Origin of the sequence: Halovivax ruber XH-70, assembly GCF_000328525.1 — an archaeon.
Classification (GTDB): domain Archaea; phylum Halobacteriota; class Halobacteria; order Halobacteriales; family Natrialbaceae; genus Halovivax; species Halovivax ruber.
The window spans coordinates 2,828,640-2,852,646 of sequence record NC_019964.1; the positions used below are offsets into that span (position 1 = coordinate 2,828,640).

A 24,007-nucleotide genomic window follows, 5' to 3' on the forward strand; every position below is an offset into this window, starting at 1 on the left:
AAATAGGGCTCAAGGGAAAAACTATTACCAATCAAGTTAATTGTACTTTCCAACATGAATTCGGAGATCCACTCGATGACCTACTCACCTGTTTCTCCTGATCTCGACAATGCAAATCAATGGAAAGAATCGGTGGGTGGAGACATCGACGAGGATTTGGAACTCTTTGAGCGGTACATCCAGCAGGTTGTGGAGAAAACCGACATAGGTGACGTCACACGTGGCGACTTCGTCACTTCAGATACGGATTCTGAAGAATGGCTAGAAACGGTGAGAATGACCGACTTTGATGACTCTCCCGATGAATTTGAAACAGCATCGAAGGCACTAGCCGAAGAATTGAATTCACAGATCCATCCTCGGGCAAAGGATGGCGTCCTTTTTATTATCAATGCCACAATTTCTGGAGATATTCTTATCGGCGATGGCGAACGTCAGATTGTTTCCGTTCTCAAACTTGATTTAGTTGAGGAACAAAGGCTGAAACTGGCGGACGATCGAGGTATCGAGGAACTTGACTTAGAAGACATTTTTCCTGAACCGAAAGAACTGCAGAAGGGCCTCATCTATCCGATTGTGCAGTCTGAAGGTTATCGACTGCCAGGAGATGTTAAATTCTACCAATCAGGCTCTGTCTCTGACTATTTTCATGAGTTCCTTCAATGTGATATAGAGGAAGGCTCTCTGGAGCAGGCAAAGAATGTGTTCGAGGTGGTGAGTGAATTAAAGAAGGAGCATACCGGCCAGAGTGCTGACGGCGCTGATACTTCACGCTTTAGAGACCTGAAAGACCGAACAGAATCGGGCATTGTTGGGATTGATGAGGTGACCGAGGTAGCCAGCGACATCGTTGGGCGAGAGGTTTCACGCGAGGAGTTAGCCGATCGCCTTGGAGCGGATAATCCAGACGCTCTCGCCATTGACACGGAAAACCTTCCAAGTACAGTGAAGTATGAAGTGGACAAACAGATACGCGTCCGCTTTCCGTCGACTGCGGAGGACATGGTTGAAAAGGAAGAAAGCGACGATGGGGTAACTGTGACAATACGTGGAACTGAACTCGACTCGGAAGTACTAGACAGCTAATGTTGTCTAACTTGGAATCGTCTATCGACCGATTTCAGGATGACTGGGCTACAGAGATCGTCGGCCGGCGTCTGAAAATCGAAGATGACGTCTCTGCCGGCGAAGTCGGCTCAGTCTTCGATATTGTTGAGAATATCCGCGAGTTTATCGATGGTCGCAACCTAGTTTTTGAACTTGACCATCAGGCTGGTTCATTCGAGTATCGGACTCTCTGGGAGACCTCGGGCGACGTAACGATTACTAATAGTATTGATAATGATGCGGACGCTGATCGATTATTTAGCCAGGCTGATTCACAGGCGGCTATTCAATCGCTTCGCAGCGACACGGTGTCTTCTAGAGCTGATCTCGAAGGCTGTATACGTTCGTTAGTGGAGACGGGTTCTGTTGACTGCCAATTTCAATACATGGTTGACGGGTCTCACATCGATGAGTACGTTCAGAGCCAGCTTGACCACAGTTGCTGTTCGAGCTACTACTTTGAGAAGTCCGGCCTAATCAATGACATTCAGGATTCCTCGTTCGCAGAACTGAAGGATGTTTTCTACTGTGATGAGGGCAAGCGGTTGTTCGTCATCAGGAATTTGAACCAGGCGGTTTCAGGCCCCGAGGTAGGATATTTCCCCCCAGAGCGTCTTGGCGAATCCGACCTAAAGTCATTCTTCCAGCGGGACTCATACATCAGCGACCAGCATCAGCGGATTCGGCGGGAATGCGCCATCGACCACTTTGACGACCAGTACCTTCCTCCAGATTACACGAAACTCGACTCCTCTTCCCAGTCTGAATTCGCAGACCAAGTTCGCACTCTGTTACGGCCCTATCGACTAGCTTCTGGGATACTTGGCATCTCGAACATTAGTCGAGTAATGGATGACGGGTGGCAAGTTCGAATAAACGGTCGTCGAGTCATTGAATCGGATCTGCTTCTGAATCACGAGGAAGGGGGACTGATACTCGAGGAAAGTGCCGTAGATGATGGACTTCTCGATACTGATCAGAATACCGTCGAGAAATTCATCGAACTGTTCAACTGGATATATAGCTCGCGGACGACCGATCGAATCAACGTATTCAGGAACATCGCTACTCTCTACTCAACCACTGTTTCCGGGATGATAACGGAGATAGATGACATCGGAGAGGGTGTCAGGTCGAACTTCGAGTTTTACATCCGAGACAGCATCGAGGAATTCGTCAAAGTCCAGCAGGATGTCACGGAGTACGTATTCAACACGCATCGAGAGCTTTCCGACATTCGAAGAGGGTTGGCCAATAACCTGAATCGAGACCTGTTCCGAATGGTTGCATACGTTGCAATCACCTGGGCGGGGATAATCTCGCAGTTGTCGGGCATCACAGCGATTCAAACTGCGCTGACTGCTTCACTAGTCCCTGTTATCGTGTATATTGCCTTGGGGCTTCGAACGGCATACAGCCTGAGTCAACAGTTCCAAGCCACTGAGGCCGGTCGTGAGCAATATTATTCGATGTACGAAAATCGAATTGACGAGAACACATTCAACGGCATCAAACAGGGCGACGGCAGCGACGACATGAAGCGGCAGTTCAAGATCGACTTGTGGATCTACTACGTACTGTTCACGCTTATGCTCATTCTCTGCGCATACGCTATCGTAGATCTGACGTGGCTTGACGGGCCCTTGACCGGAATAATTGAATCCATTGTAAATTGAGAATTGACTGTCGGCACCTCCATTCAAACACCATAGAAATCATCTTCTGACATCACAATCGAAATCCTTCTACTATATGGCTATAAAAGAGATTGTTGTGAACTGTTGGAAATGAGCATCGTCACAACGTTACTCTCAGGTGCTGTCGGTGGTCTCGTCGCAACTCTCGGAGCTAAATGGCTCTGGCGATTCTACTCCCGTCCTGAACTAAAATTTAAATCGGGGATTCTCAAGGAGGGAGAATCGCATCCACAGGAGCCGATGGCCTGGGGTCAATACCGAGTAGAGATTTCGAATATCGGTCGGTCAGTTGCCTCTAATTGTAAACCGCGGATTCGCCTCGTTGGGCTTCAGGAGACGTCCAAGAAAGTGGCTGACTTAGGCCCAGATGGGCGCGAGTTTCATGATGTGAGTATTATGAAAAGATACGTCATTGATCTAGTTCCAACTTGGAATGAGTCGGAGACTCCAACGAGAATTGATTTGAACCGTGGAGAATCCGCCCAGTTTGATCTATTCTCCGTGCACTCCGAGGCGGCTCCACCAAGCGGAAGTGATACTGACATTCGATTCGGGGATCAGAAGTCACTTGATGAGATTGAAGAGACAGGAGATATCTGGGAAACGGAGCCCATTCGGATCGAAACCTCTCAACAGGGAGATTTCTCGCGCCCCATTGTAGAAACGAAATCGGAACTAACGAAGGAGATTTTTAAGGAAATTGAATGGGTTGAACAGAGTGTTAACATCACCTCCGCAGATACGAATAAAATAGAAGGTGATTTAGACTTCGTTTGGGATGACGTCATCCCTGAGGTGAACATTCACCAATAGTTACTCAGCCGAAATTTAAGGGCACCCCAGTAAGCATCGTTGCTGGATGGATCAGCCGACCCCTCACACACCCTACGCAGATCGTTAATGAGTTCCCACTTGCCGAGATACTCAGAAACGGGTTTATTCTGATTCTACCGGTAGCGGAGAAACTGTGCCTTGTCAAGGCCGGTGAGGTCCTTGTCCCTGTCGACTCATGTTCGGAGGCCTACGTTGGTTGGAGAACCTACGGAGCCAATGCTGTCGAGATGATGCACTCCTTCTCATTTCCAGATTCTGTATCCAAGTTATTAGCTTCCCTTACGAAACCCTCCTCACTCGATGGAAGTCCATCTTTGGAACGGAGAATGGATTATTCCCTGTTTCGCACCTCTTAAGTAGGTTCTCTTCCTAATCTCGCTCTTACTGCAACGAATTTTGTAACTTGTTACCGATCAAACTCTTCATCTCAATAAGTGTTACTGGGAGCTCTATTCCACATTCACTTCGGACAGCATTGAACCCTCTTCCGATACTCTTGGGCACCCATTCCCAGAGAAAACTGTGGTTTGTTCAGCTTTGCTGTAGTAGTCGGGGCCTTGCCCCCGCTCTCAGGGTCGCTACCGGGCTCGCCCCCTCCTTAGGTAGACGGCGCGTGGTGGAACAGGGTGGGAAGGGATGCAAGTCATCAATGGGTGTTGGATATCCAGTCTCGTACTAGGGTCTCAAGTCTACAGAGAGATGAACGAGACTGTGTCATAGGTGGAACAAGCGGGTACGGATGCCAGATAATACCTGTCCCAGGTGTATTTGATCTGGACAGCTGTCGAACGTTGGACGGTGTCACCCTATCTGTACTTTTATGGGAGGGATGGCTGAACCTTCATAATAGAGACCTCCTCACATGGATGACGAAAGCCCGCACGACCCTGGAACCAAAAATGAGTCGCGATCGATTAACCCGCACCTGGGGGGCAAGGACATTCGGTTCCTGCAGGCGATACAGACAGTGAACGAACGAGCAGGATACGAACCTGGTGCTGACGATCGACCACCGGCAACGACGGGGAAGATCGCCTCCGAGGCCGATTTGAACAAGAACGAGGTGAACTATCGGTTCAATCAGCGTGGATTCGACACAACGGGCCTCGGATATATCCGGGTATACGGGTCTGAGATGCTCCCCAACGGCGCCCTCTCTGCAAAAAGTGCAGAGCTCATGGAGAAGGGCGAGGTTGCCCTCCAGGAAGTTCTCGATAGTGGGGGTCCGACTAGTGTCGATGGCGATGACGACCTGGACGATCGCCTTTCCGAGGTCGAGGAAGAAATCACCAAGCTGCGTGAGGAAAACGAACTGCTCCGTGAAACCGTTCAGCAGTTCGTCGAGAGTGAGACCGGCGCGTGGAGTCTCAAACAAGAGGAGAAGTTCGACGCCACGCTGAACGCGATGATTGCCTATCAACGGATCTTTAGCGGGGTCTTCAATATCGATGTAGGTGAGTTCCGAGACGACGGTGGGGTTTCAAAACAAACAGTTTCTGAGGCCCGCCAGCACTTGCGAGAGATGACCACCACCCATTAGTGCTTCTGTCTCCTGTAAGCCAGCCACTTTGGCTCGTTGGACAACTGAGCGGAACACCGGTTTGAGGTCCGGAGAATTATCTTGGTTGGCTCTCTTGGTACACTTGTTGACGAAGGTGTTTGGTAATCACCTTCTGGACTTCTTTGTTGTCCATGAACTCCGCAAATAACTCCTGGTTCTGGTCCATCCGCTCGATGAACATGCTAGTTAGCGCATCGTCGAACTCTAGCGCAAAGTTCTCACGACTATTCGCGCGCGCCGAGCGTCGGAGGTGATCGTCGTTGAGCGCGTCTTCCTTGAGTTGCTCGAGGAACAGTTGGTCGGCTTCCGTGAAGTCGGTCCCGAGCTTCTCGTTGATTTTCTCGACGATGGTCGAGAGCTCTACTTCATCATCTCCTTTTGAGCCTCCCGTTCCGGTCTCTGTGGGACCATCGACCTCACCACGGGTCGGACTGAGCCCGATGGATCCCTCCTCGGATTTCTCAAGTCGATAATACTGAAGGGCTAGTTCGTCGTCGAACTCGACGGAAGATTCGTGTGAATTCTTCGGCAGTTCCTTATACAGGAAACGACCGAAGGTATAGAGCTTCTCTAGGCGTGTGTCCGCATAACTAACGATTTGAGACTGAAACTTGTATAATCGCAGGAATGATCGAAGCGTCGTGCGAAAGTCCTCCTTGGTTTCCTCATTTTTGGCGATGAACCGGTCGCGAGCTGGCTGAACAATGCTACTGAGCTTCCCGTGTGATCCCTCAGTCCCCGTGTTAGACGGGTCAAAGAAAACCTTCGCGAAGCGGTCGACTTCTTCCTGTTCGTAGATACGAAATGCATCAAGATCGGACGCCAACTGTTGGATATGCTGCGGATCCATATCCTCCTTCACAGTCGTCTTCCCGTAGAAGGGTTCAAACGCCTCCTTGATCTCGTCTTGCTCGTTCTCGAAGTCCAGCACGAAAGTATCCTCTTTCCCGGGATGCTGGCGGTTCAGCCGGGATAGCGTCTGGACAGCTTGGATCCCAGAGAGCTTCTTGTCGACATACATTGTGTGGAGGAGCGGTTGATCGAAACCTGTTTGGTACTTATCAGCGACGACTAGAACCTGATACTCCTGCGTATCGAAGGCGTTAGGCAGTTCCGACTCCTTGAGGCCGTCGTTCATCCCCTTTTCTGTGTAGCTTCCATCATCCTCTTCGACCGTTCCGCTGAAGGCGACAAGCGCACTGATATTGTATCCGTTCTCCTCAATATGCTCGTCAATTGCCTTCTTATACCGGACAGCGTGAGAACGAGAGGACGTTACGATCATCGCCTTCGCCTTCCCGCCGATCTTTTGCTGGGTGTGGTTTCGGAAGTGTTCGACGATGATCTGAACCTTCTGCGAGATATTGTGTGGATGGAGCTTCAGAAACCGCGAGATAGCCTTCACTGCCTTCTGTTCGGGGACCTGCGGATCTTCTTCGACGACCTTAGCGACGTTGTAGAACGTCTCGTACGTCGTATAGTTTTGGAGGACGTCGATGATGAAGCCTTCATCAATCGCTTGCTGCATCGAGTAGAGGTGGAACGGCTCGTGGCCACCATCTCCGTCAGGTTCACCGAACGCCTGTAAGGTCTTGGCCTTAGGCGTTGCTGTAAACGCGAAAAAGCTAATGTTGGGCTGTTTGTTCCGAGCCTTCGCAATTTCTGCCATTTTGTCCTCCCAATCCTCGATATCCTCTTCGTCAACACCCGAGAGTATCCCCTTCATCTCGGCAGACATCTCTCCGGTCTGGCTACTGTGAGCCTCGTCGACGACCACGGCGTAATCTCGCTCTGGCAGTGATTGCGTGTGTTCGATGACGTACGGGAACGTCTGCAGCGTCGTAATGATAACTGGCTTGCCAGCTTCGATGGCCTCTGCGAGCTCCTCCGATTTCGATCGATTCTCACCTTTAATTGCGTGAACAACGCCAGTTTTATGATCGAGTTCGTAGATAGTATCCCGGAGCTGCTTGTCTAGAACGGTCCGATCAGTGACGACAACGACGCCGTCGAACACCGCGTCGTCTTGGTCGTTGTGCAGCGACACGAGCCGGTGGACGAGCCACGCGATGGACTTGCTCTTCCCGCTCCCCGTAGAGTGCTGGATGAGGTAGTCCTCACCAGGACCCTCTTCTTTCGCGTTGTCAACTAGCTGGCGGACACACTCCAGCTGGTGGTAGCGAGGAAAGATTATCGTCTCGTCCTCGTCGACGGTGATGCCGTCTTTCTTGATCTCCTCTATGTCAATGTGAATGAACCGCTGAATGATTTCCATCCAGCTATCCTTTGCCCAGACCTCTTTCCAAAGGTATGCAGTGCGGTGGTCGTTCTCTCGTGGGGGGTTTCCACCGCCCATTTCGTGGCCCTTGTTGAACGGGAGGAATTTGGTGTCCTCTCCATCGAGATCCGTTGTATAGTGGATCTCGTGCTGGTCGATCGCGAAATGAACCAATGCACCGCGTTTGAACCGGAAAATGGGTTCGTTCGGGTCGCGATCCTGGCGGTACTGCTCCCGGGCATCCCTGTTAGCCTGATCAGTAAAGGTATTCTTAAGCTCGGCCGTCGCGACTGGGATGCCGTTGACGCTCAGTGTGAGGTCAAGACTTAGATTCGGGTTCGTTGCCGAGTAGTGGAGTTGTTGGGTGATACCGAGGCAATTCGCTTCGTACCGAGCCTGCAGTTCGGGATTGATACCCGTATTGGGCTGGAACGTTGCGAGGTCGATCTTCGTTCCAGTGGTGTGAAGCCCATGGCGTAGGAGTTCGAGCGTGCCTTGGCGTTCGAGCGCGCTGGTCAGTTCCTGAAGAAAGCGATCGCGAGCACTGCCCTTGTGGGCGGTCTCCAGTTGTTCCCAGGCCTCGGGCTGGGTCTTTTGTACGAACGAGATAACCTCGTCGGGAAAGATGCCCCGTTCGGCGTCAAAGCCGTCGCTGGGGATGCGCGTGTAGCCGCGTTCCAGGAGAGCGGCAGCAATTTCGTTTTCAAAGGCTTCTTCGTCATATTGTTTACTCATGTGAAACTGGCCTTAGGTGCCATTTTCACTTCTGATACATCAATCTGGCCCGTGACCGCAGCGGTGATGAGTGCTTGGCGTTTCTCTTCGAGGAGATCGATAGTTTCCTCTACTCGATCGATGAGTTCCCAAAGACGTTCAGTTTCGGCCTCGATATGGTTGACGATTTCGCGCTGTTCTTCGAGCGGTGGGAGCGGAGTTTTGAACGACTTGATGTCGGGCATGTAGATAGTTTGGTGAGTAGAGCCCTGCATCAGCCGATCGAACTCCTGATCCATCGAGCGGAAGACGTAGAGCAGGTACTCCGGAATGATCTCGTCGCCACAAACCCAGTTAGCAAAGTCCTGTGAGGTCGCCATCGGCTCGCCCATGATACCGGAGAAGCCAACCGACGCAGTACGTGAAAGGAAGACAGTACCCTCAGGAAGGAGATGTGCCCCGGAATTTTCCATCCCGAATTCGCTGATCTGGTACTCGGTTTCGTAGAGATAACGCTTACGTCCTTCGCGGAAAGGCTTGATGTCGGAAGTCGTGACCCACGGAATGTCGGTGTTCTCCCAGTACTCGTCGTTAGAGCGGTCAGGAGTGTGTCCGGATTCCAGTTCGGCGACGAAGCGAGTGCGGACTATGTCCCAGTGTTTGGGGACTTCGCCTATCCAATCTACTCCTGAGTCTACGGATGTCTCGCAAGGCGATTCCGCACCCAGAATGAGTTCCCGTTGTAGGTGATCCTTCTGATTGAGTAGATCCTTCTTATATCCATTCAATCGGCCTACATTTTGTTCTATCGAATCTAACCATGGGTCTAAATAAGCACAGATTCTCTCCTGCTGGGTGATTGATGGTACGGGAATCACCATATCTGACAGGCGGCCCGTGCTAATCGCCGGATACGACACGCCTTCTGAGTTTGCGACAACCCAATCTATAAATGGAGTCGACTGCAGGACATACCAGAGATAATCCGGATTGATTCGCTCGTTGGGGCGCAATACCCCAAAACCAGAGGAGACAACCATGTTCTCGGGAGGTGATTGAATCTGAGCAATCGCCTTCAAATATGTCCTGACTGTCGAAATCAAAACATCACCGGGTTGAACTAAACGCTGTGCCCTACTCGGTGCTTCTCCAAATTCGACCATTTGAGTGTCTGTTATCTCTCCTCTTGCGTTTACAGACGAAATCTCAACATATTCAATCTCGTCTGAATCGCTAAACTGGCCAGTCACCGAATCTGGATTGACATCAACGAGATATTTTAGTCGTATTCGATCATGATCATGACGAACAGAGCTGAGCGGATCGTCGTTATCTCTCAAGTTATTCATTGTCTTCCCCTGCGCACTGTACCAGGCTCACTATTTCCGACTCCACCTGCGCAATCTCTTCATTAATATCCTCAAGTGCCCGGGGTTCCTCATACTCGTAGAAGTACCTATCAAAGTTTATCTCGTATCCCACAACTCCGAGTTCCTCATCTTGGTCGTCGTGATACTTGCTGCTCTCGTTGATCCAAGCATTTTCCAGGTACGGCGCTACCTCCTCCTCAAAGTACTCCTGTAGGTCCGTCCCAAGGGGCACGCGTTCGCGTTCACGCAAATCGCCGTCGTGCTCGGGGTTGCCGTTCCCGTCCCGACAGATCTCGGCGTCGTCGTTCTGCTCGCCAAGTGCACGCTCTATCGCGTTGTAGACACTGTTACGAACGTCGACGCCATGCATGTTGAACGTCAGTTCCACTTCGTCGATGAACTCCTCGCGGTCCATCCACTGCGTCTCCGAGTCCAACTCATAGAGCGCCTCCTTCACTGCCTCCTGTACCTCTTCGTCGCGGTTCGTGAACGCCCGCTCGTCGTCGAGGCTCTCGATGCGCTCCTCGGTCGCACGGAAACTCATTCGTAGCGGCCGGTCAATGACGATGCGGCGGTAGCCGAACTCCTCGGTGGGGACGACCTTCGAGCGCCCGTTGGCCTCCAAGTCACCGAAGATGCGAGAGATCTCGTTGATGTGTTCCTGCGTGAGCTCGTGGCGCTTCTCGCCCAGGCTTTCGTCCATCTCGGCATACAGATCCTGGGCGTCAATGAGCTGTACAACATCTTCACGCTTCTTGGGCTTGTTGTTGGAGAGCACCCAGATGTACGTCCGGATGCCCGTGTTGTAGAATAGGTTCTCCGGCAGGCCGACGATGGCTTCTAACCAATCGTTTTCCAGAATCCAGCGTCGGATGGCTGATTCTCCGCTGTTGGGTCCGCCGTTGAACAGTGGAGAGCCATTGAACACGATGGCAATACGGGAGCCACCCTCCGCGGGCCGCTTCATCTTACTGATCATGTGTTGGAGGAATAGGAACGCACCGTCGTTTGTCCGTGGCGTCCCCGCACCGAATCGTCCGGCGAACCCTTCTTCCTCGTGTTCGCGCACAATCTCGTCTTTGACCTTCTTCCAGGAGACCCCGAACGGTGGATTGGAGAGCATATACTCGAAGGTCCGACTCGGGAAGCCGTCCTCGGTGAAGGAGTTCCCGTAGATGATGTTCTCGGGCTCTTGGCCCTTGATGAGCATATCCGAGTTACAGACGGCATAGGACTCGGGATTCAGCTCCTGCCCGAAGACGTGGAGGTTTGCGTCAGTATTGAGTTCACGAACGTACTCCTCGGCCACACTGAGCATTCCACCTGTCCCACAGGCCGGATCGTACACCGTCCGGATGGCGTCCTGCTCGGTTAGGGCCTCGTCATCTTCTTGGAAGACGAGGTTGACCATCAGTTCGATGACTTCTCGCGGGGTAAAGTGCTCGCCAGCAGTCTCGTTGCTGAGTTCGTTGAACTTTCGAATGAGTTCTTCGTAGATGTAGCCCATCTCCTCGTTGGGGACCTCATCCGGATGGAGGGGGAGTTCCGCAAACTGTCGAACCACCTTGTAGAGGAGATTGGCCTCTTCGAGGCGCTGGATCTGGTGGTCGAAGTCGAACTTCTCGAAGATCTCCTTCGTCTCCTCGTCGTACTGATTTATGTAGTACTGGAGGTTCTCCGCGATGTCGTCGGGATCGTTGCACAGCGACTTGAACGTGTACTCGCTGGTGTTGTATACCTCTGCGTTGGCAGCCTGCTTCAGTGCCGGTGCGACGTTTTCGATGCCCTGTTCCTGTAGCTGCTCGTATCGCTCTCGCACCTCTTCTTGATGCCGCTCAGTAACGCAGTCAAGACGTCTGAGGACTGTTAGCGGGAGAATTACTTTTTGGTACTCTGACTGTCTGTAGTCTCCTCTGAGTAGGTCCGCAATAGACCAGATGAAATCCGCTTTCTCGTTGAAGTTCTCGACCATTATACGGTTCGATGTATGTATATCCGATAAACCCCACGGAGCATCCTCGATGAGCCACGTGTCGACGCTCTTGAAAAAGGAGTTAGTGTTACCAGAAAATCAATTCTATCGCTTATCCGGAGTATCTCCGCCATATCCGAGAAAACATTACTGGAACACTGCTATCCTCCGGAGAACAAAACCATGGTGATTGCCTAACAGAGCGCCCGGTAAAGTTTGATAGGTACATCAACTAAGAGCAATAACGAGTGTCACCGCTCGTCTTCATTAAATTTCGTTGCCATCATGCTGACGAACTCGTCGACGTCGTTTTGATCCGCATTGGATTGATCCTTCTTCTCTGATCCTCTTTCGGACGCTCTGCGCTCACTCTCAGTCCTCTCTTCGTTGCGGTCTTCTTCTCCGTCCGCAGACTCGGGGCTTCCTACATCGGCGTCTTCGTCGAAGGCGGCGTCACCGATGTCAAGCTCCTGGTGCAGCGGCTGGAGGTCGCCTTTCTCGTAGATCTGAGGTTCATCGAATTCTGAGTTATCTCCATCGGGGAAGACGACGAGTGCGAAGTCGTTTTCCGTTGGCATCCGATCAAATTCGAGTTCAGCGACGAACGGAGCGTATACGCGTTTCCAGTCAGCTTCGAACTCCTCACGTGAGTTGTAGAGGTGCTTTTCACCCTCAACCCACACGATGAACTCTCCTTCGGTGCGGTCGTACTCGTAGTACGCGGGGAAGGCATTCGTCGATGGCTCTTCGAGCTCCTCCAGGTCGTCGAACCTGGCGTGAACCGTCCCGCTGCTATCGCGACAGACGACGCCGTCGTCGGTCTCGACCCACTCAAGGGAGATCGAACGCTCCGTATCCTTGTCGTAGGCTGGCCGAAGAGCATACACGCCATCGTCGAACTCCACGAAAGACGCCTTGTTGTAGAAGTGACGGCGTCCATCGTCGTCGACGCTACTCGCGAACGTTAGCTGGCCGTGATCGATCGCCGTTTCGTTCCCATCTCGCCAAGAATCGTAGAGTACCTGTTCGGCCCGACGTCCCCAGTACCCAAATTCGTCCCTGGTGGCACTCTCGTCCTTGAGCGCGAACACACAGAATCGATCCGTGTTCACGGCTTTCCGGAGATTCGTCAGCGTCTGCTTGGGCTTCTCGATCGTCGATGTCTCCGCTTCGATGTTGACAGGCCGCCCCTCACTCAGTCTCCATATCGCGGGGTACTCTTCCCGGAGTTCATCGCGACGGGCCTCCACCTCGGCCAGCGTCTCGCCGTCCATTGGGTCGATCGGGAGATCTGCAATCCCGTCGGCAAGCTCGTCACCCTCTTGCGTCGGGAGACTGGTAACGTAGCCGAGTTTCGTGAACGCCTCGTAAGACTTCTGGAGGATAATGCGGTGGTCGTCACTTCCACCGCTCGCGCTGCTCCCGGTGTCCTGGCCGAAGAGTTCGACGAGCCCGGCACTGGTGAGCTTCACGACCGACTGCCCGCTTCGCCGATCCACTTCGGCGTACTGTCCGTCGTAGAGGGTCTGTTCGATGACGTTCGATAGCTGGGACTTGTAGCCGGTGTCGCCCATCCGACGCTCGATCTCACGCTTGGCGTCCGCGATCGCGACGAACCCCTCGTCGTCGACATCGATCTCCGGTCGGATCTGCGCGGCGAACACGCCTTCGAGGATTCGATCAGTTGGAATGCTCTTAGCATCCGCTTCCAGTTCACTCTCCTCGTCGTCATCTTCCGGCGTGAGGATCTCGTTGTACTCGCCATAGATCAGGTTCGCCCGGATCTCCTCGTCGGTGAGGACGTCGGCACCGTACCGTTGCAGACTCTCCTCGATTATCTCGTCGACGGCCTCGTGCGACCGGAGTGGCGGATAGGGTGGGAACGTCCGGAGTTTCACCGGCTCGGAGTACTTCCCACCCTCGAGCGGCAGCTTCGTCCAGACCGTGTACTGGTCGGTCGACATGAGGTCCTCGGCGGTGTAGCCTCGGAACCGCTTCATCAAGATTGCAGCGTCCTCATCGTCGTTGACGCTGAACGTGACCAGATTGTCGCAGTTGTTTTTCATCGCTTTCACGACCGATTCTTCGAGCTGTGAGGGATACTGTGAGGCGAGCGTGACCGAGAGACGCATCGATCGGGCCCGGGCGAGCATCGATTCGACATCCAGACTCTCGCTGGCGATGTCGTCGAACTCGTCCGCGAAAACGAAGTACGGCTTCGGCGTCTCGCGCATCTCGTAGGAGCGACGCTGGATCGCCGACCAGACGTTGCGCATCACGCCCAGCGTCACCATCTTCTTGATGTCCTTGTTCTCGACCGGCGTCCGGACGATTACGATACGATCCTCGTCGACGACCTCTCGGAAATCGACCGTACTCTCACGACGGGCGATGATCCGACGGATGATCGCGTTCTCGACCCAGGACTTGATCCGCTTTGTGAGCGGTCGGACGACGTCGTCTTCCATGTCCGCGATCTCCTGGCAGAACTCGGCGATGAATGGGTCCTCGACCTCCTCGGCGAACTGCTGGCGCCGCTCGGCGTTGAGGAGGATGAAGTACATATCGATCACCGAGAACTCGCGGTCGGACTTCATCATCGCCCGACCCATGGACTCGGTGATCGACTCCATGTTGATCCCCCAGTACTCGTCGGTGTCGAAGATCGCTTTCAGGTTCTCGATGCGATTCTCGATCTCGTTCTCGAGATCGGCCTCGGTCTCCGCTGCCGGCGTTTCGAGAAAGTTCAGCCCGATACTCCGGTCGTGGTCGCTCGATCCCGGCTCGACCCAGATGACGTCGTCGAGCCGATCCTTCGGGAGGCGTTGCAGAAGTTCCCGCGAGTCCTTCCCCTTGGGGTCGAAGTAGACGAAGCCGTGGCCCTGGTAGGCGAGCTGGAGCATCGAGTTGACGAGCCACGTCGTCTTCCCGTATCCCGTCGTCCCGGCGATCCAGACGTGCCGGAACAGCGAGTTGAACTTGATCGGGGCCTCTCGAAATCCGGTCTGGGCCCCGTCGTCGTAGCCAATCCAGAGGGGTTTCTCGGGCTCGTCGACGCCACTCTCGAACATCTTCCGGACGTGGGGCCCCGCGACGAGCCCTTCCTCTTCCGTATGGGTGATGACGGGCTTGCCGCCGACGCGAGTGTGGTCACGTTCGACGATCTGGTACGGCTCTCCGGTACTCGTCGACGGGCCATTATCAGCTCCCTCGTGGGACTGATCGCTCTCCGACTCTGGAGGATGGCCCTCCTGTCCGTCCGCTTCCTCGTCGTCTCCGGTGAACCGGCCAAACATCGGGCTCACCCCTCCACCGGTTCTTCGCTGATCGACTCTCGTTGCTCCGGGACGTCGGTGTCGTCGTACCGAGCCGCATCAGCGGGGATACGGTCACCGCGCTGCGTGTATCGCCAATCGATCCTCGGCGTCTCGATCTCGTCGTTGGGGATATGGGCGACGCCGGCGAGCTCGTCGACAGTCATGATCATGCGCCGGTCGAGCCACTCCCGATCGGCCATTCGCTGGACGTGGTTCCTGAGACTCCTCGCCCGTAACGTCTTCCGATGGTGCCAGACAGGTTTGTCGTCGAGTCCCTGCTCGGTGACTGCGTTGTAGTACTTCCTGTACATCCCAGAGACACCACGGGCCCGCGCCTCTGCCTCGTCGGGACTCGGCGAGATGGCGAGAATGCGGATGTTGACGTGGAACGCCTGTTCGCCGCGCTGCTCCTCGATCGTCTTCGCCGCTTGCTTGTCTTTCGCGCTGGCGGGCCGTGTCGTCGGGTCCATCCAGCCGACCGACGTTCCCTGGCGGAGCCCGTGAGCGAGGTCGTCGACGCTGTTGTGCTTGAACCGGTCGCCGTCGGTCCAGGACTGTTTCGCGGGGCGGAACACGACCTGTGTGATGACCCGGCTCTCGTCCGTCGACAGCATCTCACTCGTGATCTCGCCGTATGGATCGGTCTCCCACCCCTCGGCATTGTGGTGGCGAATCGGGTAGTACGGCATCTTCTCCATCTCCATCCACGCGCCGGCGACGTATTCGTCGGGTTCGATCACCGGGAACGCGTAGCCGTCTTCGACCGGGAACACCTCGCTGTTGGCGTAGCTGTTCCCGACGCGACGGCGGAACTTGTCGGCAGCCCCCTCCGTCGCGGCGTGCATGTAGAACTTGATCTTCCCCTCGTCGTACCAGACCTCGAACGAGTGGTGATCGCTCGTGTTCTTCCCCCGGAAGTTGGTCGTCACGTCGTGGACGGACTGGAGCAATCCGGCTCCGTCGACGACCCCCTGATTTTCCTTGTACGGGCGGATTCGGAGCAGGACCGCGGGTGCGCTTTCGGGTTGTTGGACGTATGGCTCGTCGAGCCCGGGCTTCGTCGCGACGTACTGCGGTGACCCGAAGACGGCGCGGTTGACCTTGGATACCAGTTTGGACATCATCCTTCGTCGGTAGTGCTTAGTCGCTCGTTTCGCCGCCATCCGGGCGGGCGAGCGGTTCTTCGTGTTCCTCAGCCGGTTCTGATTCGGTTCCTGACTTCGGGTTGGCGTCCTCCTCCCCATCGGCGTACGCTTCCACCTGTTCGAGGACCGATTCACTCACACCGAACCGGTTCCGGAGTGCGTTCCGCTCGGCCTCCCCTTCGAGGAACTCCTCGAAGTCGACGATCTCCTCGGGGTCGCTGTTGATCGCTCGCTCGATGATGGCCTGATCGTCGGGCGAATAATCGATCACCCGCTTCTCGAAGTCGTCGGCGACGACGTGGAGCGGGTAGGTTCCGTGTTCTTCGACGCGAACGAGCGATTGCGAGTAGCCGAGTTCCTCCTTCCCGGCGTCTGCACTCCTGACGTACTGGCGCTGTTCGCGAGTGAGGCCGACTTTGTCGGCCGTCTCGTCGTCCAGATCGGGCAGCTTGTGGAACACCTTGATCGGGCACATCCCGATGATCTTCTCGGCCTGGTCGGTCTCGTAGAACTCCTGTGCGGTCTGGGAGAGTAACACCATCCGCAGGCCAGCGTGGCGCTGGTGACGGAACGCCGTCTCGAGGAAGTCGAGATTCGCCTGATCCTCGAAGAGGTAGTGGGCCTCGTCGATCGCGACCTCCACGTTCTTGTCCGTCTTCTTCGCCTGCTGGTAGACCGTCGACAGGAGCAGTTGCATCAGGAACGTCTGGCGATCGATCCCCGACGCGGTCCCCTCGATCTGACCGAGGTCGATGTAAACGACCTTGTCGTTGCCCTCCAGGATGTCGACTTCCGAAGGTTCCGAGAGGTTTTCGTACGCGCCGCCCTCACGGAAGGGCTGGAAGGCAATCGCGAGCTCGTCAGCGTACTGTGCCGCGCGTTCGCGAGCGGATTCGGATTCGGCGATGTTGTGCTCGTCGGGGTTCTCGGCGATATCGGCGAGAACCTGGTGGACGTCCGCCATCGTTGGCGAGTTCTTCGGCGTGTGCGTACTGACGTCGTCTTCGACGACACCCGCCTGCCGGTACGCCTCGTCGATCACGTACGACAGCACACCGGTCTCGGTCCCGAGGTCGATCTCCCGGGCGGTCAGGAAGTTCTCCAGAACGGCCAGCACCTCGTCTTTCTTCGCCGAGAGTGGTGAGGCTCCGTCGTCGGATTCGAGGATTTCCTCGGGCGTCTCACGGATCTCGAGCGGGTTCAGGCGCGTGTCGCCACCGACAGTGATCGTCTTCGCGTTTAGGGCATCTGCGATCCCTTTGAAGCCACCGACGGGATCGATCATCACGAGCATCGTGTCCTGCCGGCGTTTCATCATCCGGAGCATCCGCATGATGGCGCCGAACGTCTTCCCGGCGCCGGGCATCCCGACGACGAGTTCACTGTGACCGGTCTCCAGCTCCCACGGATCGATACGTACTGGCGATCCGTTGTGGCCGTGATATCCGTACTCGACGCCCTCGTCCATCATCATGTAGTTCGACGAGAACGGGAACATGGCGCCGACCGCCTGGTTCGTCATCGTCGACATTCGGTCACGACCGAGTTCGTTCTGTCCGAGTGGTGAGACGGTCGCGAGTCCCTTCTCCTGCCAGCGACTGGCTACCTTGAGGGTGCTGTTCGCGGGGGCGTCCTTGACGATCGAGCGGAGACGCGTCGTCTTGTTGTCGAGCTCCTGCTTGCTCTCGGCGGAGAGTCGGATGAAGACCCCACCTCGGTAGAACGAGGCCTTGTTGGCGCGGACAAGCGACCGCATGACCTTCGCCCGGTCGATGTCCTCCTGGAGGTCCTCCGACTGGAGACTATTCGAGTCGTGCTGATTGACCTTCAGATCGGAGATCCACGCGGCCATCATGTCCTCTGCCGAGTGGTTGTCGAACGGATCGAGATGGATGCTGATGTCCGTCTGCAGATCCGTCTCTAACAGCAACCGTTCGAACATGCCGTTGGGCGGCTCCTCCGGGAACTGCTCGATCCAGAACGTCCGCACGTACGTCTCGTCGTTGATGACGGCGTAGGTCGTCTCCCAGTCGACCGTCGACGGGGCGATGACCGACTGGTGCATCGTCGCGGGGTCGTCGAGCCGATCCTCGGGTTCGGTGGATGGCTCGGCGTCCGACGACTCCCGGCCCTCGTCATCGTCGAACTCTTCGAGTGGGAACGTCCACTCTGATTCTTCATCGGATTCCCGATCGGCATTGTGAGGTCGCTTTCGACTCGCCGCCTCGTCGATCGCGTCGACGACGGCGTCCGGATGCGGATTCGATGGAACCTGCTCGCTTAACCCATGTGCGACGACCGGGAACGTTCCGATCGCCTCGGTGATGTCGCCGTACGTCTCCGTCTGTCCGGTCCAGTACTCCTTGGTGACGCGAACCAGCTCGTAGGCGTCGACGGTGCCGACAGAACACCGGTAGAGGGACGCACCACCACGTCGGAGCTGCGACAGACGCGATTCGAGTTTCTCCTCCTTGAGTCGCTCCCGTTCTCCGTCGGAGAGTCCGTCCGACTGGAATCGACTGAATAGGCGGCCAACGACTCGAAGATCGGCCAAGAACGCCAGCACGCTATCACCGGTTTCGTCGAGATGCTCGACGTCACTATCCCCGACAGCCGTGATGATGTAGAACTCCCGGATGGTGGTCCGTTCGGAGTCGACGTCGCCGTTCGCGTTCGTGTTCCGGGCGACGTACTCTTCCAGCAATCGCTGAAGGACCGGTCGCGAACGGATGTCGGCGTCACCGAGTCGGTGCTGGTGGTCGCGAACGGTCTCGTCCTGATCGACTTCGCGGCTGGTGATGTAGAACTTGACCGGGAAATCGACGGTTGCGTTGACGAACTCGGAGAGCGACTGGACGGCCCGCGCCCACGCCTCCTCGTCCTCCAGGGCCATGTTCGCCGGTTCGACCTTCACCGCGCCGACGAGGGCACCATCAGTCCGCTCGATAGCGTGTGGGTAGACCCGTCCGACACGGGTCAGGTACCGGACTTCGCTATTGTCCGGTCCGTGCGTGTACTCCTTGTTCTTGACCGCCCAGCCGAGCCGAGCGACCAGCCACTCGGTGAGCCACAGGTACGAGGGTTTCACTTTGTGGAGGATAGCAAGCACCAGACCGAGCATCAATCCGAAGCCGACGACCGGAATCGTGAGCGCAGCTGGAACGACTGCGGCGCCCACCAGTGTGAAGAACGCCACTCCGAGGAAAAGCAACAGTTCGTCGATCGAATAGCCGTGGAAGAACGCGGTCGTCCCGCCGAGTGTCCGGTGTATTCGCCGCGCGCTGTACTCGCCGTCGTCCGTGTTCGTACTCATAGGAGTTACCACCGGGAAACCTTGTTTTTCGTGTTTCTGAACGACTGCTTCGCCTGTGACTTCGCGATCTTCGCCGACTGACCGGCGTCGAGTTTCGCTTTGTCGCGCATTCTGCCTGTCTTGGTGTTCCGTAAGTTGTTGTACCGGTGTGCGTGATTTTTCGTCGATTGGGCTGCTGATCCTATCTTATACGTTCTTGAACCGGCATTTTCGATTGCTTTCTCCCCATCCTTGGTCACCACACTAGTGGTGTTCGTCGAGTAACCGCGATGGACGTTCCGTGCGCCCCTGACGCCCGTCCCCATACCGCGTTTCGTGGCAGCACCTGCCGCCGCTGGATTCGTCCGCTGGACGCTCTGATGAGCAAGCGCCTTCATCGCCGGCGCGGACCAGTAGACCGTCATAATCGCCGCGATGAACGCTGTGGGAATGAGCGCGAGCCCGAGCATCATACTGAACAGGCCGTCCGTGCTCGGCGACGGGTCCAGCTGCCAGCCGATCCGGAACACGACTGCACAGGGGATTCCAGCCAGGATGAGACCCGGATAGACCCCGGCAGCACGCCTAGTGAGTTGCGACGCCGGGGATATCGGCCAGATATCCATCGCCCAGAGGACGCCGAGGAGCGGCATCAGGAGCGTCAGGAGGATGATGCTGAGGTACCTGATCGCGAAGATGAACGCCCCCACGAACAGGAGGAAGTTCGAGACGAGAACGACGAGGAGGGTGACGAACACACCGCCGACTCCCGCCTTGATGAGTTCGCCGAACCCGCCGGACATATCGTCGATCGGGGCCAGCGTCATCCCGATGTCGTTCACGAGTTGTAGCGGGAGCGAGACGATCGGGAACCAGACGAACGTCCCCAGAAAGACGAGCCCGAGACGTCGAAGCAACCGTTTTCGCTTGTAGTTGCTGATCGATCCGGACCGCAGTCCGATGAAGGCGAGTGCGAGGAACAGCAGCATGATCGTCAACGGCACGACGTGCTGGAGATAGAACTCCGAATACAGCTCGTCCCAGGGGCTGTTGTCCGGTTCCCCGATGACGATGTACCGAGAGTCAGAGGTCGGCGAGGGGACCCCGACGATCGGCTTCAGGAGAGACTGGAACAGGTCATCGGCGAATCCCAGGAACGCTTCCTGGATGGATCTGATGACGCCCTCGATGGCCCCTTCGACCTCTTCACGGAGCCATCCCACCGTTACTCACCTCCGGCAGTGGACTCGACCGGTACTCCGTCGACGATGGAGAGGTCGCAGGAACCCTCCGTCTCCCCGTACTCGACAGTCTGCGAGTACGACGGATTCTCACCGGCCTGAACGATCGCCGTCGCGGTCAGTTCGTCAGTCTCGATCTCGCTGCAATCGATCGACTCACCGAACCGTCCGTCCGTTGCGTAGACGGCCGCACCGTAGATCGTAGTGGTCTCACCAGCTGGAAGGAGGACACGGTGATAGAACTCGGTCTCTGCCGGATACATCACCTTGGAGAGTGGTGCGTCCGTCCACCGGATCTGCTCTACGTACGACGGGGCAGTCCCCGTGTTCTCGATCTCGATAGCTGCGCGGTCTTCCCAGTCGGATTGGTCTTTGTCCCACTCTAGATCAGGGTGTTCCGCTGCCCACTTGACGTCCGTGATCGTGAACTCTGGATCGAGCGAAACGGTAGTCTCACCGATCGCCGAGTCTCCGTCCGACGCGACGAGACGATACTTGCCCGGTTCGTACCCGTCTTCCGTCTCACCAAGTAGCGTGAAGGACACATCCGCAGTGTCCTGTGGATGATCCCGTCTGAGCGTCTCTCCGTTCGGGTCGACGAGATCGACGTAGGTGGCCGAGACATCCGTGGCGAGCGTTGCACAAAGCGTCGGCCCATCCCAGTCGACCGAGTCGAACGTCTCGCTTTCAGGCTGATCTTCATTTGGCTCGTCTGGGGTTTCACTCGAGGTAGTGCACCCCGCGAGACCGGCAATACCACCTGCGACGCAGGCGAGGGCTGTTCGTCGGGCGATTCGTGGCTGGTTTCCGTCGTGTAATTTCATAGTATCTTCTCGTTGGTTGTTTTCTGTCGCTCACGAGTTGCGCTCGAGGCCGACCAGCTCCCCGTCAGTCACGTAGTCGAGTCCGAACACCAGGAGGCTGAGCGGGAGGAACCACAGCAGGGTCACGACGACCAGATCGACGAAGGCCTTGAAGTCGAACGTGTCTCCGCGAACGATCGTCGTGTCCTCAGCTGAGGAGTAAGCGTGGTCGGTCTGCCACCACTTCCCTGGGACGTATTCCCCGCGAACGATGTGTTCCGGGTTCGAGACCGTGATCGTGGCTTCTCCGCTCGCATCGAGCGGAACTGACTGGTTTCCGATTTTGACCTGTCCAGCCGTAACTGGCTCGTCGGTGGAGGCGTCCACCACCGTCGCCTGGACGGTCGCGGACGAGGAGTTTGACTCCTGAACAGTGAGCGAGAGCGTTGCCTCTCGAACCGTCTGTGACCTCCCCAGCGAGATCGTCTCCGACTGTCCTCTGACGATCCCGTCGACGGTGACTTCGTCCAGTGCCGCTGCATCGATCGTCTCCGAACTGAACGCGACCGAATCAGCGTTCGAGTACGGGCTGGCTGGCTCGAGGTCGATATTCGACGGGAGTGTCGGTCCCGTCCGCTCTTCGCCCCATACCTCTTCGATCTGCATCGAGGCGGATCCATCTGCAGTCGTTCCCGATACGTACGGTGCCACTTCGCTCGGGAACGCGTGGACCTCGACAGGTCGAACCGACGACGGTGACGTCGTCGACCCATCGGCCTCGTGCGTGACCAGTTCGTTCCACCCTGGCGTCCCGGCCGTGTAGAACCACCAGTTGCTGCGCGTCTGGGCGTCTTCGTCGACGGTGATCGTCGACCACTCCGTATCCGGGTTGACGACAGCGCCGACCTGACCGGGCACTGCTTCGAACTCGACACGGTTTCCGGAGAGGTTCGACAGCTCGTTCACGACGACCGATCGCGAATCCGAGACGGTCTGCTCGACGGCGATCTCGTCGTCGATGGACGACCACTCGTCACAGGTGCCGCCGGTTACGTTCCAGTCGGTACAGATCTCCTTGTCGACGTTCAACGATGCAGAGATCGTTGTCTCGACGGAGAGGTTGACCGAGCCGGACAGGTCTGAGTACTCAAGAACCGAGCGATGAGCATCGGCCTCACTCAGCGTTTCACCGTTCGCTTTGAGGGTAACCGACTCCAGCGAGGTATCGACGAGCGACCACTCTTCCTCTCGCTTTTCGTCCTCCCTGTCATCGGGGATCGCGACTCGATAATCGGTGACCGCCAGTACCTCGCCGTCTGGAGCGATGTACTGGGTTGGATCCGTTTCGTTCGTGTCGTGGAGAATCGTCGAGGACTGGATCGCCCCGATGCTCACGAACGCATCTTTGATGTAGGCGCCGTCGGTGAGCTGTGCGTTAGATGGAGCGACGGATGCCCCAGAGCCGCCTGGATTGTAGTCACTCAGATCCCCACGGTTCCAGATCTCCGGCGCCGCTGGCGGCTGTTCGAACGGGATATCGGTCGACTCTGCGAGGGCTCGTTCGAACTCCTCTTGTGAGACGTTTTCGCGGTCCTCGAGAGCGTCTTCGGGAATCTCAGCATCGTCGACGTCGTCGGACCAGAGCTTGTAGAAGTCACTGCTGTTGACACCGTATGCTGGCCCGTCTTCTGGGAGGGTCGTCTCGGAAACATTCTCGTTCGGCGCCGCGACAGGAGTGCCGCCGATCGCGAGAGAGACGGAGCTACAGACGAGCAGTGCTCCAATCAGGACGACGGCCGTTCGATGCAGGGACATGGTGGAGGGTCGAGGTTCGATGGCGCTATATCGGCTTGACGCAGTCCGAGAAGGCGAACCCCATCTGACTGCCAACCTTGTCGACGAGTTCGGGCGACACGAGGGCGGTTACGATAATCGCGAATCCGAGTCCGGACATCACGAGCTTCTGCTTCGCGTCGTTCTTTTTCTCGGGATTCCCGCCTGCTCGCATGTACGAGAGCCCTGCTCGACCGATGAAGAAGGCGGTCGCGGGCAGTCCGAGGCCGGCGAGTGCGCCGAATACCAGCGAGATGCCAGTCTCGACCCCCGTATCGCAGTAGACGTCACCGACATCGGCGGAGACGGGGTTGGTTGCGACGACGAGGAACGCCAGCCCGACTGCGAGCTGTACGACAGGCGGACGTGCGAGGGTTTGTAGTGGCGCACTCAGTGTGTTCGTGGCCGATTCAGCGGCGGTGGAGGGTGACTGCTCACTCATGACTTGCGGGTTGTGGATGATCAGTTTCTTCGAGTATTGCCTCGAGATCGTCGAGACTCGACGTGTGCTTGCACAAATCGTCGAGGTCACGGTCTCCGTCTTGGACGGTCCGTTCTACGAGCTCGATGAGGCGATTGCGGTCGATATCTCGATACGCCATCTGTTCCGATAGAGCCTCCCGAAAGAGGCCAGATGCGTTGATTCCAGCAGCCCAGCTGAGGAATACCGCATCTGCCGGTTGAATTGAGATGGACGTCGTGACTTTGGTTGATTCCATTACTGCGAATTCTTGCGGAGGTTATTTCGGCCCGTAGCAGTCTCGTACGGGTCTGGCTTCGGCCTCTGCAATTTTCCCACCGGTGCGGTGGGGTCGATTGCAATTGTTACTGTCAAACAATTCT

Annotated in this window: 14 protein-coding genes; 4 read left to right on the forward strand and 10 right to left on the reverse strand. The window is 56.2% G+C overall.

The window, feature by feature from the left end:
• Window positions 1-54: 54 nt before the first annotated feature.
• From HALRU_RS13605 to HALRU_RS13620, 4 genes are all read left to right on the forward strand, one after another.
• Window positions 55-1,086, forward strand: a complete 1,032-nt coding sequence (locus HALRU_RS13605; protein ID WP_015301964.1) for a nucleoid-associated protein — start codon at window positions 55-57, stop codon at window positions 1,084-1,086.
• An 11-nt stretch (window positions 1,087-1,097) separates the two neighbouring features.
• The gene (locus HALRU_RS13610) at window positions 1,098-2,783 is read left to right on the forward strand and encodes a hypothetical protein (RefSeq protein WP_148680542.1); all 1,686 of its coding nucleotides are present in this window, start codon (window positions 1,098-1,100) and stop codon (window positions 2,781-2,783) included.
• A gap of 111 nt (window positions 2,784-2,894) precedes the next feature.
• Complete coding sequence (locus HALRU_RS13615; protein WP_015301966.1) at window positions 2,895-3,617, forward strand: hypothetical protein; 723 nt, start codon at window positions 2,895-2,897, stop codon at window positions 3,615-3,617.
• Between the two features lie 883 nt (window positions 3,618-4,500).
• Complete coding sequence (locus tag HALRU_RS13620) at window positions 4,501-5,178, forward strand: hypothetical protein (protein WP_015301967.1); 678 nt, start codon at window positions 4,501-4,503, stop codon at window positions 5,176-5,178.
• A gap of 76 nt (window positions 5,179-5,254) precedes the next feature.
• On the opposite strand, the gene HALRU_RS13625 is transcribed toward HALRU_RS13620, so the two are convergent.
• From HALRU_RS13625 to HALRU_RS13670, 10 genes are all read right to left on the reverse strand, one after another.
• The gene (locus HALRU_RS13625; RefSeq protein WP_015301968.1) at window positions 5,255-8,212 is read right to left on the reverse strand and encodes a type I restriction endonuclease subunit R; all 2,958 of its coding nucleotides are present in this window, start codon (window positions 8,210-8,212) and stop codon (window positions 5,255-5,257) included.
• Window positions 8,209-9,540, reverse strand: coding sequence for a restriction endonuclease subunit S (locus tag HALRU_RS13630; protein ID WP_015301969.1), 1,332 nt, complete (start codon window positions 9,538-9,540; stop codon window positions 8,209-8,211). Before HALRU_RS13630 ends, HALRU_RS13625 begins: the two co-directional genes overlap by 4 nt.
• Window positions 9,533-11,533: a type I restriction-modification system subunit M gene (locus HALRU_RS13635; RefSeq protein WP_015301970.1), complete on the reverse strand. Its 2,001-nt coding sequence runs from the start codon at window positions 11,531-11,533 to the stop codon at window positions 9,533-9,535. Before HALRU_RS13635 ends, HALRU_RS13630 begins: the two co-directional genes overlap by 8 nt.
• A gap of 251 nt (window positions 11,534-11,784) precedes the next feature.
• Entirely contained in the window at window positions 11,785-14,829 is a 3,045-nt protein-coding gene (locus HALRU_RS13640; protein WP_015301971.1) for a type IV secretory system conjugative DNA transfer family protein, read from the reverse strand.
• A gap of 5 nt (window positions 14,830-14,834) precedes the next feature.
• Window positions 14,835-15,974 carry a hypothetical protein gene (locus HALRU_RS13645; protein WP_015301972.1) on the reverse strand — a complete coding sequence of 380 codons (1,140 nt, stop codon included), beginning with the start codon at window positions 15,972-15,974 and terminating at the stop codon, window positions 14,835-14,837.
• Window positions 15,975-15,990: 16 nt separating this feature from the next.
• Window positions 15,991-19,308: a VirB4 family type IV secretion system protein gene (locus HALRU_RS13650; RefSeq protein ID WP_015301973.1), complete on the reverse strand. Its 3,318-nt coding sequence runs from the start codon at window positions 19,306-19,308 to the stop codon at window positions 15,991-15,993.
• Window positions 19,309-19,313: 5 nt separating this feature from the next.
• The gene (locus HALRU_RS13655; protein WP_015301974.1) at window positions 19,314-20,510 is read right to left on the reverse strand and encodes a hypothetical protein; all 1,197 of its coding nucleotides are present in this window, start codon (window positions 20,508-20,510) and stop codon (window positions 19,314-19,316) included.
• Window positions 20,511-20,512: 2 nt separating this feature from the next.
• On the reverse strand, window positions 20,513-21,352 hold the full coding sequence (locus tag HALRU_RS13660; RefSeq protein WP_015301975.1) for a hypothetical protein: 840 nt from the start codon (window positions 21,350-21,352) through the stop codon (window positions 20,513-20,515).
• 30 nt (window positions 21,353-21,382) lie between these two features.
• Window positions 21,383-23,146 carry a hypothetical protein gene (locus HALRU_RS13665; RefSeq protein ID WP_015301976.1) on the reverse strand — a complete coding sequence of 588 codons (1,764 nt, stop codon included), beginning with the start codon at window positions 23,144-23,146 and terminating at the stop codon, window positions 21,383-21,385.
• Between the two features lie 25 nt (window positions 23,147-23,171).
• Window positions 23,172-23,606 carry a pilin gene (locus HALRU_RS13670; protein WP_015301977.1) on the reverse strand — a complete coding sequence of 145 codons (435 nt, stop codon included), beginning with the start codon at window positions 23,604-23,606 and terminating at the stop codon, window positions 23,172-23,174.
• Between the last annotated feature and the right edge of the window lie 401 nt (window positions 23,607-24,007).